This is a genomic window from Pseudomonas sp. LS-2, from assembly GCF_003605735.1.
Classification (GTDB): Bacteria; Pseudomonadota; Gammaproteobacteria; order Pseudomonadales; family Pseudomonadaceae; genus Aquipseudomonas.
This window is the reverse complement of the sequence record NZ_QXTJ01000008.1, coordinates 109,973-125,997: the sequence shown is the minus strand read 5'-3', so window position 1 is coordinate 125,997 and position 16,025 is coordinate 109,973. Positions and strand designations below refer to the sequence as shown.

15 protein-coding genes and 1 pseudogene are annotated in these 16,025 nt (G+C 60.9%); 4 read left to right on the top strand and 12 right to left on the bottom strand.

The window, feature by feature from the left end; genetic code table 11:
• Positions 1 to 69: 69 nt before the first annotated feature.
• The 8 genes from dctM to D3M70_RS04850 all read right to left on the bottom strand — a co-directional run bounded on the left by dctM (position 70) and on the right by D3M70_RS04850 (position 9,265).
• On the bottom strand, positions 70 to 1,353 hold the full coding sequence (gene dctM, locus D3M70_RS04885) for a C4-dicarboxylate TRAP transporter large permease protein DctM (protein WP_120124780.1): 1,284 nt from the start codon (positions 1,351 to 1,353) through the stop codon (positions 70 to 72).
• The gene (locus tag D3M70_RS04880) at positions 1,353 to 1,985 is read right to left on the bottom strand and encodes a TRAP transporter small permease (protein WP_120124779.1); all 633 of its coding nucleotides are present in this window, start codon (positions 1,983 to 1,985) and stop codon (positions 1,353 to 1,355) included. Before D3M70_RS04880 ends, dctM begins: the two co-directional genes overlap by 1 nt.
• Positions 1,986 to 2,082: 97 nt before the next feature.
• Entirely contained in the window at positions 2,083 to 3,078 is a 996-nt protein-coding gene (locus D3M70_RS04875) for a TRAP transporter substrate-binding protein (RefSeq protein ID WP_120124778.1), read from the bottom strand.
• Positions 3,079 to 3,368: 290 nt separating this feature from the next.
• Positions 3,369 to 4,193: a CoA ester lyase gene (locus D3M70_RS04870; RefSeq protein ID WP_120124777.1), complete on the bottom strand. Its 825-nt coding sequence runs from the start codon at positions 4,191 to 4,193 to the stop codon at positions 3,369 to 3,371.
• A 271-nt stretch (positions 4,194 to 4,464) separates the two neighbouring features.
• A complete protein-coding gene (locus D3M70_RS04865; protein ID WP_120124776.1) occupies positions 4,465 to 5,664 on the bottom strand; it encodes a CaiB/BaiF CoA-transferase family protein in 1,200 nt (399 codons plus the stop codon).
• A 168-nt stretch (positions 5,665 to 5,832) separates the two neighbouring features.
• On the bottom strand, positions 5,833 to 7,182 hold the full coding sequence (locus tag D3M70_RS04860; protein ID WP_120124775.1) for an MmgE/PrpD family protein: 1,350 nt from the start codon (positions 7,180 to 7,182) through the stop codon (positions 5,833 to 5,835).
• Positions 7,183 to 7,192: 10 nt separating this feature from the next.
• Positions 7,193 to 8,356, bottom strand: a complete 1,164-nt coding sequence (locus D3M70_RS04855; RefSeq protein WP_120124774.1) for an acyl-CoA dehydrogenase family protein — start codon at positions 8,354 to 8,356, stop codon at positions 7,193 to 7,195.
• A gap of 69 nt (positions 8,357 to 8,425) precedes the next feature.
• Entirely contained in the window at positions 8,426 to 9,265 is an 840-nt protein-coding gene (locus tag D3M70_RS04850) for a MaoC family dehydratase N-terminal domain-containing protein (RefSeq protein WP_120124773.1), read from the bottom strand.
• 127 nt (positions 9,266 to 9,392) lie between these two features.
• Here D3M70_RS04850 and D3M70_RS04845 point away from each other — a divergent pair, with 127 nt between their 5' ends.
• Positions 9,393 to 10,322, top strand: coding sequence for a LysR family transcriptional regulator (locus D3M70_RS04845; RefSeq protein WP_120124772.1), 930 nt, complete (start codon positions 9,393 to 9,395; stop codon positions 10,320 to 10,322).
• A gap of 119 nt (positions 10,323 to 10,441) precedes the next feature.
• Here the strand turns inward: D3M70_RS04845 and D3M70_RS04840 are convergent, their stop codons facing one another.
• Both D3M70_RS04840 and D3M70_RS04835 read right to left on the bottom strand, forming a co-directional pair.
• Entirely contained in the window at positions 10,442 to 10,840 is a 399-nt protein-coding gene (locus tag D3M70_RS04840; protein WP_120124771.1) for a cupin domain-containing protein, read from the bottom strand.
• A 469-nt stretch (positions 10,841 to 11,309) separates the two neighbouring features.
• Positions 11,310 to 12,146 carry an AraC family transcriptional regulator gene (locus D3M70_RS04835; RefSeq protein WP_120124770.1) on the bottom strand — a complete coding sequence of 279 codons (837 nt, stop codon included), beginning with the start codon at positions 12,144 to 12,146 and terminating at the stop codon, positions 11,310 to 11,312.
• A gap of 259 nt (positions 12,147 to 12,405) precedes the next feature.
• Between D3M70_RS04835 and D3M70_RS04830 the strand changes: the two genes are divergently transcribed.
• Entirely contained in the window at positions 12,406 to 13,137 is a 732-nt protein-coding gene (locus D3M70_RS04830) for a CatB-related O-acetyltransferase (RefSeq protein WP_120124769.1), read from the top strand.
• A gap of 204 nt (positions 13,138 to 13,341) precedes the next feature.
• On the opposite strand, the gene D3M70_RS04825 is transcribed toward D3M70_RS04830, so the two are convergent.
• Complete coding sequence (locus D3M70_RS04825; protein ID WP_256659711.1) at positions 13,342 to 14,295, bottom strand: alpha/beta hydrolase; 954 nt, start codon at positions 14,293 to 14,295, stop codon at positions 13,342 to 13,344.
• 110 nt (positions 14,296 to 14,405) lie between these two features.
• Between D3M70_RS04825 and D3M70_RS04820 the strand changes: the two are divergent.
• Positions 14,406 to 14,608, top strand: a pseudogene (locus D3M70_RS04820) (DUF899 family protein); the annotation flags it as partial.
• Positions 14,609 to 14,672: 64 nt separating this feature from the next.
• On the opposite strand, the gene deoC reads toward D3M70_RS04820, so the two are convergent.
• Positions 14,673 to 15,356, bottom strand: coding sequence for a deoxyribose-phosphate aldolase (gene deoC / locus D3M70_RS04815; protein ID WP_120124768.1), 684 nt, complete (start codon positions 15,354 to 15,356; stop codon positions 14,673 to 14,675).
• A gap of 135 nt (positions 15,357 to 15,491) precedes the next feature.
• On the opposite strand from deoC, the gene D3M70_RS32660 reads away from it, so the two are divergent.
• On the top strand, positions 15,492 to 16,025 hold a 534-nt coding region (locus D3M70_RS32660), incomplete at its 3' end, for a DeoR family transcriptional regulator (RefSeq protein ID WP_256659710.1).

Below are 16,025 nucleotides of genomic sequence, written 5' to 3'. Positions count from 1 at the left end.
CCCGAAGACTCAAGGTCAACGAGGGCCAAGGCACTGCGCTCACAGTTCGGTTAAAGGCTCAGAAGGCCCTCAGGGCATCCCCAGCCAGTTCGGCAAGGCCAGCGAAATGAACGGCACGTATGTGACCAGAATCAGGAACAGCAACAGGATCGACAACCACGGCAACGCCGCACGGATCGTCTGCCCCAACGTCAACCCGGTCACCGCCGACGTCACGAACAGGTTCAGACCCACCGGCGGGTGCACCAGCCCGATCTCCATGTTCACCACCATCACGATGCCCAGGTGAATCGGATCGATACCCAGCTTCATGGCAATCGGGAAGAAGATCGGCGCCAGAATCAGAATGATCGCCGAAGGCTCCATGAAACTGCCTGCCACCAGCAACACGATATTGACCATGATCAGGAAGCCGATCGGCGTCAGGCCTTCGGAGATGACCCAGGCTGTGATCTGTTGCGGGATCTGTTCGGTGGTCAGTACATGGGCGAACAGCATGGCGTTGGCGATGATGAACATCAGCATGATCGACAGACGCCCCGACTCCAGCAGCACCTTCGGGCAATCCTTGAAGCTCATGTCCTTGTAGACGAACAGCGCGATGAACGCCGAATACACCGCCGCCACTGCCGCCGCTTCCGTTGGCGTGAACATGCCGCTGTAAATCCCGCCAAGGATGATCACCAGCAACAGCAAGCCCCAGAAGGCACGTTGCGCGGTGTGCAGCCACTCACGGAACGACGCGCGCGGCTGTGCAGGAAGCTTCTTGACCCGGGCGACGATGTAAATCACCACCATCAGTGCCACGCCGAGCAGAATCCCCGGAATGACGCCTGCGATGAACAGTTTGCCCACCGAGGTTTCCGTGGCCGCGGCGTAAACCACCATCACGATAGAGGGCGGAATCAGAATCCCCAGCGTACCGGCGTTACAGATGATCCCGGCACCGAACTCCTTCGGATAACCGGAACGCACCATCCCCGCCACGGCAATCGAGCCCACGGCAGCAACGGTCGCCGGAGACGACCCGGACAGCGCCGCGAACAACATGCACGCCAGCACTGCCGCAATCGCCAGACCGCCGCGAATATGGCCGACACAGGCGTTGGCGAAGTCGATCAGTCGCTGCGCTACGCCGCCGGTGGTCATGAACGCGCCGGAGAGCAGAAAGAACGGAATCGCCAGAAATGTGTAGCTGTCGGACGTCTCGAACAGCTTGATCGCCAGCGAGCTCAACGAGTCGGGACTGAACAGCAGGATCGAAACCGCACCGGCCAGGCCCAGGGAAATAGCGATGGGCACACCCAGAAACATGAAAACGAACAGCAACAGGAACAAACAGATAACCGTCATCAGTGTTGCTCCTCAGCAGGGTTTGCCAGTTTGCTCGCTTCCGCTGCTTCGTCAGCCAGGCCCAGACCGATCTGCCGGTGGGTCCAGATGCGATAGAGGATTTCCAGATAACGCGCGACCACCAGCGCGAAGCCGATAGGCACGATGACTGTGATGTAAGCGATCTTGATCCCGAAGCGATCCAGATCCTCAGCCCCGATTCCGGCCACGAACAGCGCCGACACCCATTTGTAGCTCGCCACCAGAAACAGCCCCGCGTAAGCCAGGCAGCAGGCGCAGGCCAGCATTGCCAGGATGCGCTGTACCGGTTTGCTGGTTTTCTTGACGAGCACGTCGACACCCAGGTGCCCGGCGGTGCGCACACCATAGGAAATGCCGAAAAAGATCAGCCAGCCGAAGAGGGCCTTGGTCAACGCCACGCTCCAGGTCATGCCTTGTGCGTAGCCCATCAGGTGATCGCCAATCCCTGCGAAAAAGTCGCTACTGACGGCCCACTGATCGCTGAGCGAATAAAACAGCGTGTAGATGTTGTTCAGCGCCACGTAGACGAATGTCACCAGCGTCATGGCAGCCAGCAGGAAGGCGATGATGCCCTCCTCCAGATGCTCCCAGAGTCGCGTCAGCGATTGCATAAGAATTCTCCGAACGTATTCGAACCAGAGGGTGACCACCCATGTCCGGGTGGTCACTCAGACATCACGGCCTGTGTCGATCAAGCCCGCTTGAGGATCAAGGCGCCTTGTTCGAGTCGTCCGCCGCCTTGATCAGGTCCGCGCCGATTTCTTCGGAGAACTTGTCCCAGACCGGCTTCATGACTTCGCGCCATTTGGCACGCTGTTCAGGGGTGAGGGCATCGATTTCGCTGGTCTTGGAATCAGCGATTTTCTGTTTGGCAGTCTGGTTCAGCGCTTCAGCCTGTTTGTTCACCTCGACCGTCACCTGGTCCATGATCTTCTGCAGTTCGGCGCGCACGTCTTCCGGCAGACCGTTCCAGAACTTGGAGTTGGTGATCACCATGTAATCGATCAGACCATGGTTGGTTTCGGTGAAGAACGGCTGGACTTCGTTGACCTTCTGGCTTTCGTAGTTCGACCAGGTGTTCTCGGTGCCATTGACGGTGCCGGTCTGCAGACCCTGATACACCTCGGCGAAACTCATTTTGCGCGGGTTGGCGTGCAAGGCGACGAACTGTGCTTCAAGCACACTGGAGGCCTGTACGCGGAACTTGAGGCCACGCGCGTCTTTAGGCTCGATCAGCTTCTTGTTCGCGGACAGTTGCTTCAGACCGTTGTGCCAGTAAGCCAGACCATGAATACCCTTGTCGTCCATGGAGGTCAGCAGCGCCTTACCCTGAGGACCCTGCTGGAAGCGGTCGACGGCGGCCAGGTCGTTGAACAGGAACGGCAGGTCGAATATCTGCACTTTCTTGGTGTATTGCTCGAACTTGGCCAGGGATGGCGCAAGCATCTGTACGTCGCCCAGCAACAGGGCTTCCATTTCCTTGCCATCGCCGAACAGCGAAGAGTTGGGGTATACCTCGACCTTGACCTTGTCTTTCAAGGCCGGATCGGCAGCAACCATTTTCTGGAACATCAAGGCGCCCTGGCCCTTTGGCGTGTTTTCCGCCACCACGTGAGCGAACTTGATGACGATTGGATCAGCGTGTGCCATGCCGGCCATGGTCACTGCGGCGGCGCAGAAAAGCGCCTTGGTCAGCTTCAACATCGATATCACCTTTTTATTGTTGTAGGAGCGTATTTTTGTAGGAGCAGCATTACTGTTTGAGCGTAGTGCACGCCAACGATGCCCAAGACCGGGTGTTTAGAGAATCAGCTTTTATGTAAGCCGGCATTCGGTATTGCTGAACGCCGGCTCCTCCCCCGATTTTTCCGTCACCCGCGAGCTAGACAGCGCGTCTCTCGGAAACTAGCACGCTGGCGAAAAAGTGCCACTATTCCTTTCGCCCAGAAGCACGCCCAGACAATGCCGAGCGCACCATCCCCTGCCCCGGGGATTCAACCTGCCGCCAGCGCCAACAGCCGCTGCGCACGTAGCAACACCGGCGCATCGACCATTTGTCCGTCGAGCTGAAACGCCCCGGCACCGTTCGCCGCCGCGCTGGCGTCCACCACCTTTCTTGCCCAGCCAAGGTCCTCGGCGCTGGGTGCCAGGGCGGCGTGGATCACCGGCACCTGTTTGGGGTGAATGCACAACGCCCCGCCGTAGCCCATGTCGTAGGCGTGACGGATTGCGCGATGGAGCCCCTCGGGGTCGCCAATGGCAGGATGCACGCCGTCCAGTGGCGGCAACAGATCGGCGCCACGCGAGTGCAATTGCACCGACATTCGCGCCTGATCGAGAAACATCTGTGCCGCGAGCGTGCCGCTGTTGAGGTTCAGGTCCAGCGCCAGGTCCAGACCGCCGAACGACAGCCGCTCGACCCCGGGGGCATGGGCAATCGGCTCCAGCGCCAACAGGCCCTTGGCGCTCTCGATGATCGGCCAGATCGGCTTTCCGGTCTGCCAGACCGCCGCCACCTGAGCCGCGCTCTCGACCTTCGGCAACAGCACCCCCGCAACGCCTGCGTGCTGTTTGCAGAAAGCCAGATCAGCGGCGTGCTCGGCGTGATCCGGGGCATTGACCCGCACCCAGACCGACGCCTGCGGGTTGTTCTGTAAAAACGCCGACAGATGGTCCCGCGCCTGGCGCTTGAGCGGCTCCTCGACGGCATCCTCGAAATCGACGATCACCGCATCAGCGCCAGCGGCCAGCGCCTTGGCGAAACGCTCGGGGCGACTGCCTGGCACGAACAGCGCGGAGCGGACGATGGATTGGGGCATTTAGCACAACTCCTGGAATAAATTCTGCGGCAAACGCATATGGGCGATGAACACGATCTTCTGTTGATTCTGGCCGGAGGCCGTGGGAGTCAGGCTTGCCGACGATCTGCCGGGCACCGGCAGTAAACCCGGCTACCTAGCTGAATCATACAAACCGTATGCACCTAATTTGCTTCCGGTACCCGGCAGATCGTCGGCAAGCCGCACTCCCACGCCCTCTGGGCAGAAGCGAACGAGCGTGATCCGCCACACCTCGTGGCGGGAACCAGGTTTACACCACCCCGGCCGCCGCCATCCGAGCCTGATCTTCTGCCGAAAAACCCAGCTCGCCGAGAATGCTGCCAGTGTGCTGACCGAGGCCCGGTACGCCATCCATGCGCGGCGTGAACGCGGCGTTGCGCCCCGGTGGCAGCAACGATGGCAGCGGTCCGGACGGGCTGTCCACTTCGCGCCAGCTGTCGCGGGCCTTGAGCTGCGGATGGTTCCAGACGCCCTGCATGTCGTTGACCCGAGCGTTGGCGATCTGCGCATCTTCGAGCCGTGCGACCACTTCATCGACGCTCAATGCCGCAAAACCATCGACGATGATCTGCCGCAGCACGTCGCGGTTTTCCGAACGCTTGAAGTTGGCCGAGAAACGCTCGTCGGTGGCCAGCGCCTTGTCCAGCAGGACTTTCTCGCAGAACAGCGCCCATTCACGCTCGTTCTGCAACCCGAGCATGATGGTGCCGCCACCGCCGGTCGGGAACGGGCCATACGGGTAAATCGTCGAGTGCGAGGCGCCGGCGCGCGGTGGCTGCGGCGCGCCGTTGTAGGCGTAATACATCGGGTAACCCATCCACTCCACCAGGCTTTCCAGCATGCTGACGTCGATGCGGCTGCCTTCGCCGGTCTTGTCGCGCAGCAGCAGCGCCGAAAGAATGCCGGTGTAGGCATACATGCCTGCGGCGATGTCGGCGATGGAGCAACCGGCTTTGGCCATTTCGTTTTCGCCCGGACCACCGGTCACCGACAGAAAGCCGCCTTCGCTCTGAATCAGCAGGTCATAGGCCTTCTTCTTTTCATAGGGGCCGCCTTCGCCATAGCCGGAAATGTCACAGACGATCAGGCGTGGAAACCGCTCATGCAGTGCTTCGAACGACAAGCCCATACGCGCAGCCGCACCCGGCGCCAGGTTCTGCACCAACACATCGGCAGTGGCCAGCAACGATTCAAGGATGTCGCCCGCCTCGCCCTGTTTCAGGTCCAGGGTCAGGCTTTCCTTGGAGCGATTGGTCCAGACGAAGTGCGACGCCAGGCCATCGACGCGCTGATCGTAGCCGCGCGCGAAATCGCCGACGCCAGGGCGTTCGACCTTGATCACGCGGGCACCAAGATCGGCCAGTTGCCGGGTGCAGAACGGCGCCGCAATGGCGTGCTCCAGACTGACGACGGTGATGCCGTCCAGAGGACGGGGGTTTTGTTGGGTCATGTTGGTAGCCTCTTCACATTCCATGTAGGAGTGAGCTTGTCTGATCGTTCCCACGCTCTGCGTGGGCATGCATCACGTGACGCTCTGCGTCACTGCCCGGGACGCGGAGCGTCCGAGGGAGGCGTTACCACGCGGAGCGTGGGAACGATCAGAGAAGTCTTGCGTTCGTTAAATGAGATCCGTCAGATCCCGCGCATCACGCAGGTGCCAGACGCGTTCGATCAGGGCCTTGCCCTGCTCTACTGTGCGTGCGCCGGAGAACGCCAACAGGCGCTGGACCTTGTCTTCCAGCTCGGGCCGCGACAGGGTGTTGCCCGGATCGCCCTTCGGATCGTCGATGGCAGCGGTCAACGTGCGGCCGTCGGTGGTGGTCACGATCACCCGACCCAGCCAGCGGGCCGGATAGGCGCCATCGACTTCGGGGTCCAGCTCCATCGTGACCTTGTCGCGGAACGCGGCGACGTCGGCATCGGTCAGCGCCAGATCACGGAATTCGATCAACTGCGCGCTGCCGTGCACGGCGATCAGGCCCAACACGGCGCCCATCGAGAACTTCGCCTGATGCACGGTCTGCGGCACGTCGACACGACCGAGCACATCTATCGCCCCCTGATGAACGCGGGTCACGACCTTGGCGATCTGGTCGTGGCGCAAGCCTTCGCGTTGCATCAGGTGCAACAGCGCGTCGGCGGCCGGATGGGTGTGACGGCAGGAGGCGTGGAACTTGAACGAGGTTTCCACCAGCGCCCAGCGTGAGCCCAGGCGGTCGGACAACTTGCCAGGGTCGCTGTCGGTGGACATCCCCGCGGCCATGCCCTGATCGCCTTCGAGAATATTGCGCGCGCCGGTCAGGCCATCTTCGGTCATGTAGGCCGCGAGCAGGCCATCGGCAGCGGCTTTGGCGGTGTGCAGCTGTTTCGAATCGGCGGCATCACGCAGGAATTCCCACAAGCCCGCCGCTTGAGTGCCAGCGGTGCCCAACAGGTTGATGAATTTCTCCTGGTCGAAATTCAGCAGCTTGCCCACTGCAACGGCGGCGGCGAGGGTGCCGACCGTGGCGGTGGTGTGGAAGATGCGGTAGTGCGAGCGGCCCATGAATTCGCCAATGCGAATCCCGGCCTCATAACCGGCAACCGAGGCCAGCAACAGGTCCTGACCGGATTTGCCCAGGTCCTGCGCAGCGGCCAGCACAGCCGAGAACACCACAGTCGCCGGATGCAAGACCGAGCTGTTGTGCAGGTCGTCCTGTTCGACCAGATGCGAGGAAGCGCCGTTAACCAGTGCTGCGAAATACGCCGAGGTCTTGCGACCGTTGACCAGAACCTTCGCCTTGCCGTCCGCAGGCCCCATACGTTCGGCGTAACGCTCGAAAATCGGGATCGGCCGCGCGCCCTGACTGGCCAGACCCGAGCCGATCCAGTCCAGAAACAGGTCTTCGGTCCGGTCCAGCACGTGGCCTGGAATCTGTTCGTATTTCAGCTCGGCGAGAAAGCCCGCCAGTGCCTGGGTGTGACTCATCTCGATGTCCTCAGAAGCTGCGTGGCAGTTCGAGCAGGTGCTCGGCGACGTAGGAAAGAATCAGGTTGGTGGAGATCGGCGCGACCTGGTACAGACGGGTCTCGCGGAATTTACGCTCGACGTCGTATTCGCAGGCAAAACCGAAACCGCCGTGGGTCTGCAGGCAAGCGTTCGCCGCTTCCCACGACGCCTTGGCCGCCAGGTACTTGGCCATGTTGGCGCTGGCGCCGGCATTCTTGCCGCTGTCGTATTCCTCACAGGCACGCCAGCGCATCAGATCGGCGGCTTCAATCTCTATGTGCGCTTCGGCAATCGGGAACTGCACGCCCTGGTTCTGGCCAATCGGGCGACCGAACACCACGCGGTCACGGGCATAGGCGGCCGATTTCTCGATGAACCAGCGACCATCGCCGATGCACTCGGCAGCGATCAGCGTGCGCTCGGCGTTAAGGCCGTCGAGAATGTATTTGAAGCCCCTGCCTTCTTCGCCGATCAGGCTGTCGGCCGGCAATTCGAGGTTGTCGAAAAACAGCTCGTTGGTCTCGTGATTGACCATGTTGGCGATCGGCTGAACAGTCAGGCCCTTGCCGATGGCTTCGCGCAGATCGACCAGGAAAATCGACATGCCTTCGGATTTCTTTTTCACCTCGGCCAACGGCGTGGTGCGCGCCAGCAGGATCATCAGGTCCGAATGCTGAATCCGCGAGATCCAGACCTTCTGGCCGTTGATCACGTACTTGTCGCCCTGTTTGACGGCCGTGGTCTTGATCTTGGTGGTGTCGGTGCCGGTGGTCGGCTCGGTCACGCCCATCGATTGCAGGCGCAACTCGCCACTGGCGAGTTTGGGCAGGTAGTAGCGCTTCTGCTCTTCGCTACCGTGACGCAGCAAGGTGAACATGTTGTACATCTGGCCGTGCACGGTGCCGGAGTTGCCACCGCAGGCGTTCACTTCTTCAAGGATGACCGACGCTTCGGCCAGCCCCAAGCCTGAACCGCCGTACTCTTCCGGGATCATCGCCGACAACCAGCCGGCGTCGGTCAGCGCCTTGACGAAGGCTTCCGGAAAGCCTTTCTCTTCGTCGATCTTGCGCCAGTATTCGGCCGGGAATTCGGCGCACAGCGCGCGCACGCCTTCGCGAATGGCATTGAGGTCTTCGTTTTCGTATGGGTTCATGGTGTGTGCTCGCATCCGCCAGCCAGCACTGAGTTCGCGCCGGCCAGGCTATCTGTATAGAAGAAGGGTTCAGTCGAAGCTGACTTCGGCGCTCTGTGCGACACCCGCCTCGTTACCCGCCCACAGCTGCGCCTTGCCCGACGCGGTGATACGACCGCCGACGTGGAATGCTGCCGGGACGTTCAACGGACGCACGCCGCGATAGGCGAAATGGCGCACGCGCTTGCCCGGATTGCCACGGATGAACGCCCGCAGGTTGAAGGTGGCGATCATCGGGCCGTGGACGACCAGGCCTGGATAACCTTCGGTTTCGGTGACGTAGGGGTAGTCGTAGTGGATGCGATGGCCGTTGAAGGTCACCGCCGAATAGCGGAACAACAGGGTGGGCGTCGGCTCGATGGTCTCGCTCCAGTCACCCTGGTCCGGGGCTTCACCGCTGCTGAGCTTGGGCGGGTTGGGCTCGCGGTAGACGATGTCCTGCTCTTCACGCACGCACAGCTCGCCGTTTTGCGAGTAATCGTGACGCACCGTGACGAACAGCAACGAGCCCGTGCGGCCGTGCTTTTCTTCGATGTGCAGGATGGTCGACAGGCGATGGGCGTCGGCGCCGACTTTCAGTGGCTGGAGAAACTCGACGCGACCACCGGCCCACATGCGATTGCGGTTATCGGCAGGAGGCAGAAAGCCGCCGCGCGCCGGATGACCATCGCCACCCAGTTGAGCTTCGAACACCGGCTCCTGGAAAAAACACCATTGCCACAGCGGCGGCAACGGGTCGCCATGGGCAGGTGTTGGCTCGCCAAACGTGGCGGCAATGCGCTTGATCAGGTTGTGGCTCAAGTGATCCTGAGCTTCCTCGGTCCGTCCGATCCAGGCACTGAAGTCCACAGGCGAATCTGAAGCACTCATGGGAAAGAACCCTCTGCGTTTGTTGTTATGACCGGATCATGGGATCGGGCTGGCATTCTGTGAATCAGCATTTGCATAAGACCGCGTTCATGTATGCTGAACGCACCTGCAACGTTCGGATACAACCATGCACTTCGACCTGGCTGACTTGCGCCTCTTCATTCACATCGGCGAATCCCCGAGCCTGACCCAGGGCGCTCGCCGCGCCTTTCTCTCTCCCGCTGCCGCCAGCGCGCGGATCAAGGCCCTGGAAGGCCAGCTCGATACGCGTCTGCTGTATCGCGACAGCCGTGGCGTCGAACTGACCCCGGCCGGGCATCGTCTGCTCAAACACGCTCGGCTGATCATGAGTCAGGTGGATTACCTGAAAAGCGAGTTCACCAGCTATGGCACTGACTCGGCCGGGCACATCCGCATCTTCGCCAACACCACGGCGGTGACCGAATTTTTGCCCGAAGTCCTCGCCGGCTTTCTCGCCAGACGTCCCGGTGTGACGGTGGATCTGCAAGAGCGGTTGTCGCGGGACATCGTGCGCGGCGTGCTCGATGGCAGCACCGACATGGGGATCATCGCAGGCCCGGTCGAGGCCGCCGGGTTGCAGGTTATCCACTTCAGCACCGACCGCCTGGTGCTGACTGTCCCCGAAGGTCATGAGCTGGCAAAGCAGAAGAAAGTCACACTGAAACAGACCTTGGCGTTTCAGCACATCGGCCTGCACGAAGGCAGCACGTTGCTGAGTTTTCTGCGCGATCACGTCGAGCGACTGGGGCAGAACCTGTCGCTGCGCATTCAGGTCTCGAGCTTCGAAGCGATCTGCCGGATGGTCGAGGCAGGCGTGGGAATCGGCATCATCCCGGAATCCGCGGCGGTGCGGCACAGCCGAACAATGAAGCTGGTGACCATCGAACTGGACGAGCCGTGGGCGGTGCGCGAGCGCAGCATTCTGGTGAGGGAGCTCGACGCCTTGCCGGGGGTGGTCAGGGCGTTGATTGCGGTACTGATGCCGGATGCCGCGAAATCGGCCGCCCCGCCCACTTCCGCGACGCCGCCTCTGTAGCAGCATGGCTTGCCGGCGGAGGCGTCTTTGAAATCGCTGCCGCCGGCAAACGGACCGCCGCCCGGCCGTCCTGCTACAGACGTCGCGTCGCGCAATGGTGTTTCGTCACCCTCAGAAACTCAAATCCAGACATCATTTTGAGCGGTGCGCTCATTGGTATCGTCACCGGTATTGATCACCCCGGTCGGCTCGATCAGCATCAACTTCACCTCCTTCTCTGCGTAGGGCTTGTGCTCTACGCCTCTGGGGACGACGTACAGTTCACCCGCATTCAACTCGACGAAACCGTCGCGAAAATCGATGCGCAGGCAGCCGTCGATCACGATGAAGGTTTCGTCGGTGTCGGCGTGGCTATGCCAGAGAAAATCACCTTCCAGCCGGGCCAGTTTGAACTGGTAGTCGTTCATCTGCGCCACGACCTTGGGTTGCCATTGTTCGGTGAACAGGCTGTATTTCTGAGCGAAGTTGATGGGTTGGTGGACGTTGACGGGTTGGTCAATGATTGGGGACGTGGACATTCGAATGGCTCCGCAGGGGTTCGGGAAGCCATCAATCTACGGCGCAGGGATGGGGCCGGTCTTGTACGTTATTGCATGAGCTTTCCGCTCCTTCCTCCAGAATCAAAAGCTCGAACCACACTGCAATCCCGCTTCTGCCGACGGCGTGGGAGGTCGCCGGGGTGGCGCTCCACCTTGTCGGCGATCTGCCGGGCACCGGCAGTAAGATAAGCCACCTCGGTGCATCAGGCACACCGCATGCACAGGTTTTGCTGCCGCTGCGCGCCAGATCGCCGACAAGTCTGGCTCCCACGCCCTCCGGGCAGAAGCCGTTCGGCGTGTCCTGCAATTCTTCTGAATTGAGCCAAAACATCGTAGGAGCGCGCTTGCCCGCGATTGCGGTGGGTCAGGCGACGTCAATGTGACAGACCTTACGCATTCGCCAGCAAACCGGCTCCGACAGGGAACGCGTGAATTCAGGAATTCTGATTTACACGCGCCCCAGCATCTTCAACCACCGACCTGGCGGATAGCCGAAGGTCTTCACGAAATGCCGCGTCATGTGGCTCTGATCGGAGAACCCGGCCATCACCGACGCGTCACTCAACGACACGCCCAGGGAGATCGAATGCCGCACCAGGTCTAGACGACGCAAGGTCAGGTAGCGATGGGGGCTGGTGCCGAACAACACCCGAAAATCCCGCGACAGGCGCCAGCGGTCGGTGTCACTGGCCTGCTCGAGCGCGTCCAGACTGACGCCCTGCTCCAGACTCGCCATCAGCAATTCGCGGGCGCGTTCGGCAGAGGCGTAGTCGACGCTCTGTCGCCCCTTGCGCACGCCAGCGGCCTGCTGCAACGCCACGGCGATGTCGAACACCGCATCATCCAGTTCCAGCGGGTCGAGGGAAGTCTGCAGGTCCCGCAACAGCGTCTGCGTCGCCTTGAACAAACGTGGATCGCTGGACACCCCGCCCTTGATGAACGGCAGCGGCTTGCCACCCAGTACCTGCTGAATCATCGCCGGTTCCAGATAGAACATGCGATAGCGAAAGCCATCCTCGGTGCCCGCGTGACCGTCATGGGGTTCGTCGGGGTGCAGGACCATGGTCTGGCCCGGCAGGTTGTTGACCATTTCCCTGCCATAACGAAAACTCTGCACGCCAGACAGGGTATGGCCGATGGCATAGGTGTCATGGCGATGCATCTCGAAGCCGTGGCCATGAAAGTACGCTTCGATCCGTTCCATCTGTGGCAAGGGTTTGGCACGTACCACCCAGTCCCGCTTGGAATGGGCGAGATGGGCTTCCCCGTTTGAATATTTGTCCATCGTGACGGCTCATGATCGCAAGGCAACAGGGCAACACAGATACCATTTGCAGACGCACTTGTGAATGTTCGGATGCGTCCGCTGTCAGACCGTAACTTTCCGACGGTTCGCCTGTGACCGGGCAGTTCTGAATAACCGCCGTGCTTCTGGAAATGCCATCATTGAGAACCCTTATCAATAACAACATTCGCACGACTCAGTCATTCGCTGGGTACCGCGATCTTCCGACGTATCCCGTCGCACCTGCGGACTGCCGATCATGAATTTCCTGCGCCGTATCTTCCTCGACCAACAACTCAAACGCTCTCTGGCGCGCAACAAATGCCGTCTGGACAGTGGCATTCGTGGCCTGCGCCGGGACATGGAGCTGACGCTGGAACATGGCGTCAAACTGCACCAGATCAAGATCAATTCCAGCAAGCTGAGCATCGGCGCTTACACCGATATCGTCAGCGGCAGCGAACTGCAGAACGTTTCCAGCATCGGCCGCTACTGCTCCATTGCGCGCAACGTGACCATCGGCCAGAACCGCAAATCCCATCCGCTGGACTGGCTCAGCACCCACAGCGCGCTGGCAGGCCTGAGACAGCACGCCAGCGGATTGCCCCTGGCGCATGAAGCGATCAAGCAGACCGTCGTCGGCCACGACGTGTGGATCGGCATGGATGTATTGATTCTCGAAGGCATCACCATCGGCACGGGCGCGGTGATCGGCGCCCAGTCCTTGATCACCCGAGACGTGCCGCCCTACGCGATCGTGGTCGGCTCACCAGCCAAGGTTCAACGCTACCGTTTCGAGCCGCACATCATCGAGGGCCTGCTGGCGAGCCAGTGGTGGAACCTGACCCCGCATCAACTGGCGGAGCTGCCCATCGAGGACCCTGAAAAGCTGCTGGAGGCATTGAAGGGGTTCGTGGTGCCGGACAGTCATCCGGGCCGGGTGAAGGTCAGCAACTCGCCGTTCTCGGTGGAGCATCAACCGGCGCAGTGATTCACAGGTTCTCAGGGCAAACGCTGAACCTGTAGCAGGACGGCCGGGCAAAAGCTCGAATCACGCCGCAGTCCCGCTTCTGCCCGGAGGGCGTGGGAGGTCGCCGGGGTGGCGCTCCACCTTGTCGGCGATCTGGCGCGCAGCGGCAGCAAAACCTGTGTATGCGGTGGCACTGATGTCTCGAAGTAAATTCGATGACGAGGACTAACCTGCCTGTTTCACAGCGGCGACCGGACTGTTGGCGGCGTGTGCTGCAGGGGCTTTTTCGTTGAGCAACGCCTGGATCGCCTGGCTGTAGGCCTGGCGCCCCAGGTTCATGCTGTTGTTGTGATTGCCGCCCGGCACCAGCAACAGGTTTTTCGGTTCTTGCGCGGCCTGAAACAGCGCTTCGCTGAAACTTGGCGAGACGAACGGGTCGGCGGTGCCATGCACGATCAGCACGGGCATGTGTATGTCGGCGATCTTGTCGATGGAATCGAATTTCTGCGACACCAGCCAGCGCACTGGCAGCGACGTGCGTTTACTGGCAACCGATGACGCCACGTCGGCGAGGTTGGTGAACGTCGACTCAATGATCAGACCCCGTGCCTGAATCGGTTCGTTGCCTTTCTGCGCATCACGGCCCAGTTCGGCCGCCAGGTCGACAGCGACAGCCCCACCCAGTGAATGACCGTAGATCAGGCGTTTTTGCGGGTCGGGTTGCAGTTGCTCAAGACGTTCCCAGGCGATACGCGCGTCTTCATACACCGAGGCTTCAGACGGCAATTGCCCCTTGCTCTCGCCAAAACCGCGATAGTCGATGGCCAGCACCGAGAAGCCCAACGCGTGCAGTTGTTCGATGCGAAAGAACTGTCCGGTGAGGTTCCAGCGCGAGCCGTGAAGATAGAGCACGGCCGGGGCGTCCTTCTTGTCCGCCAACCACCACCACGCATGGATGTTCTGCGAGACCCCGAACGACGGCGCCTTGAGTTCCAGTACCTGCACATCCGCAGGAATGCCGTGATACCAACTGGCAGTGCCGGGCTCGATCATGAACACCAGCTCACGCTCCTTGTGCTGCAACGCCGCGCAGCCGACCGGCAGGCCGACGACGATCAGCAGCATGCACAGCCAGAAGAACCAGCGAGCTTTGAGGTGCGTGAGGGAGAGTTGCGACATAGAGCGGATTCCGGCGTTGGAGTACGTACGCGGGCAGTGTGCCACTCAATGCCAAGGCAGGTCATTGCTGTCTGCCGAAAGGTGGTTGGGGGGATGTATGCCCTTTGTACTATGAACCGATGGACATCGCCGAGGAGGAGATGCCGGGGATCAGCATCTTCTACGAGAACGATGCCGGAGAGATTTCCACAGCTATTGGGCGTATGCGCGCGGCCTGGACATCCCAGTCGGCGCCTACAACTGCCTGGACCTGACACCCAAGGGCCGCAACGAAGAACAAATCATGGAGTGGGTGCGCCTGCACGACCAGTAAGACGGTGCGGCAGGCTCAGCCCCTTGCTGCTCGCAGAAAGCCTGACGCATTACGCGCCAGGGGCTCAGTAACCCGAGCCCGACGCGGCCGCGCCGCTGACGATGGCGATGCCGGAGCTGGTGCCCAGACGCGTGGCGCCAGCTTCGATCATCGCCACTGCTGTGGCGTAGTCGCGCACACCACCGGACGCCTTGACGCCAACGCCTGCGCCGACCACGTTGCGCATCAGGGTAACGTCCTCGAGGGTGGCGCCGCTGCGGCTGAATCCGGTCGAGGTCTTGACGAACGCCACGTCCAGTTCGCGGCAGATTTCGCAGGCACGGGTTTTCTGCGCGTTATCCAGCAGGCAGGTTTCCAGAATGACCTTCAACGGCACGTCGCCACAGGCCTGCCTGACCGCAGCAATATCATCGCGCACCACATCCAGCAGGCCGTCTTTCAACGCGCCGACATTGAGCACCATGTCGACCTCGCCGGCGCCTGCGGCAATCGCCTGTTTCGCTTCGAACGCCTTGGTGTCGCTCAAACCGGCGCCCAGCGGGAATCCGACCACCGCACAGACCTTGACCGCCTCACCCTTGAGCAGCGAGGCCGCGTAGGGCACCTGGCCCGAGTTGACGCACACCGAATAGAAGCCATGCTCCTGTGCCTCGCGACACAAGGTTGCGATCTGCTCGCGGGAGGCATCGGCGGCCAATAACGTATGGTCGATATACTGCGCTAGTGCTGCGGGTTCGATCTTCATCAAGGTCCCTTTTTCCTGGTAGTGAAGCGGTTACACGCGACAGGCATTAAGCTGCAAATCTGCGCACATCATTTTGTGTTGTATATATAACAGCAAATGTTATTTTTTTACCATAATCAATCGACAGCCGGAACGCCCGTGGACAGTAAGAAATCCGACCGCATCAAGTTGATTCAGCAAGCCCTTCAAGATCAGAAGGCCATTCACCTGCGTGAGATGGCGGCGTTGCTGGACGTTTCGGAAATGACCTTGCGCCGCGATCTGGGTCGCCATCCCGACAAGTTTCACCTGCTGGGCGGGCACATCACCCTGGCCTTCGACCCCTCCGAAGCCAGCGATTACAAGGTCAGCGAACAGGGCACCCGGCACGTCGAAGAGAAGCGGCGCATCGGCAAACTCGCGGCAGCGTTCATCAAGCCCGGCGACACGGTGTTCTTCGATTGCGGCACCACCATCCCGTTCGTCATCGATTTCATCCCTGAAGAGCTGGAGTTCACCGCCGTGTGCAACTCGCTCAACGTACTGCTCAAGCTGCAACAGAAACCCAACTGCACCATCGTGCTGTGCGGCGGGACCTTCCATCGCAAGAACCAGGTGTTCGAGCATCACAGCGAAGCCACCATTCTGGACGGCATTCGTCTGACCTGGGCTGTCGGGTCTGCTGCGGGGGTC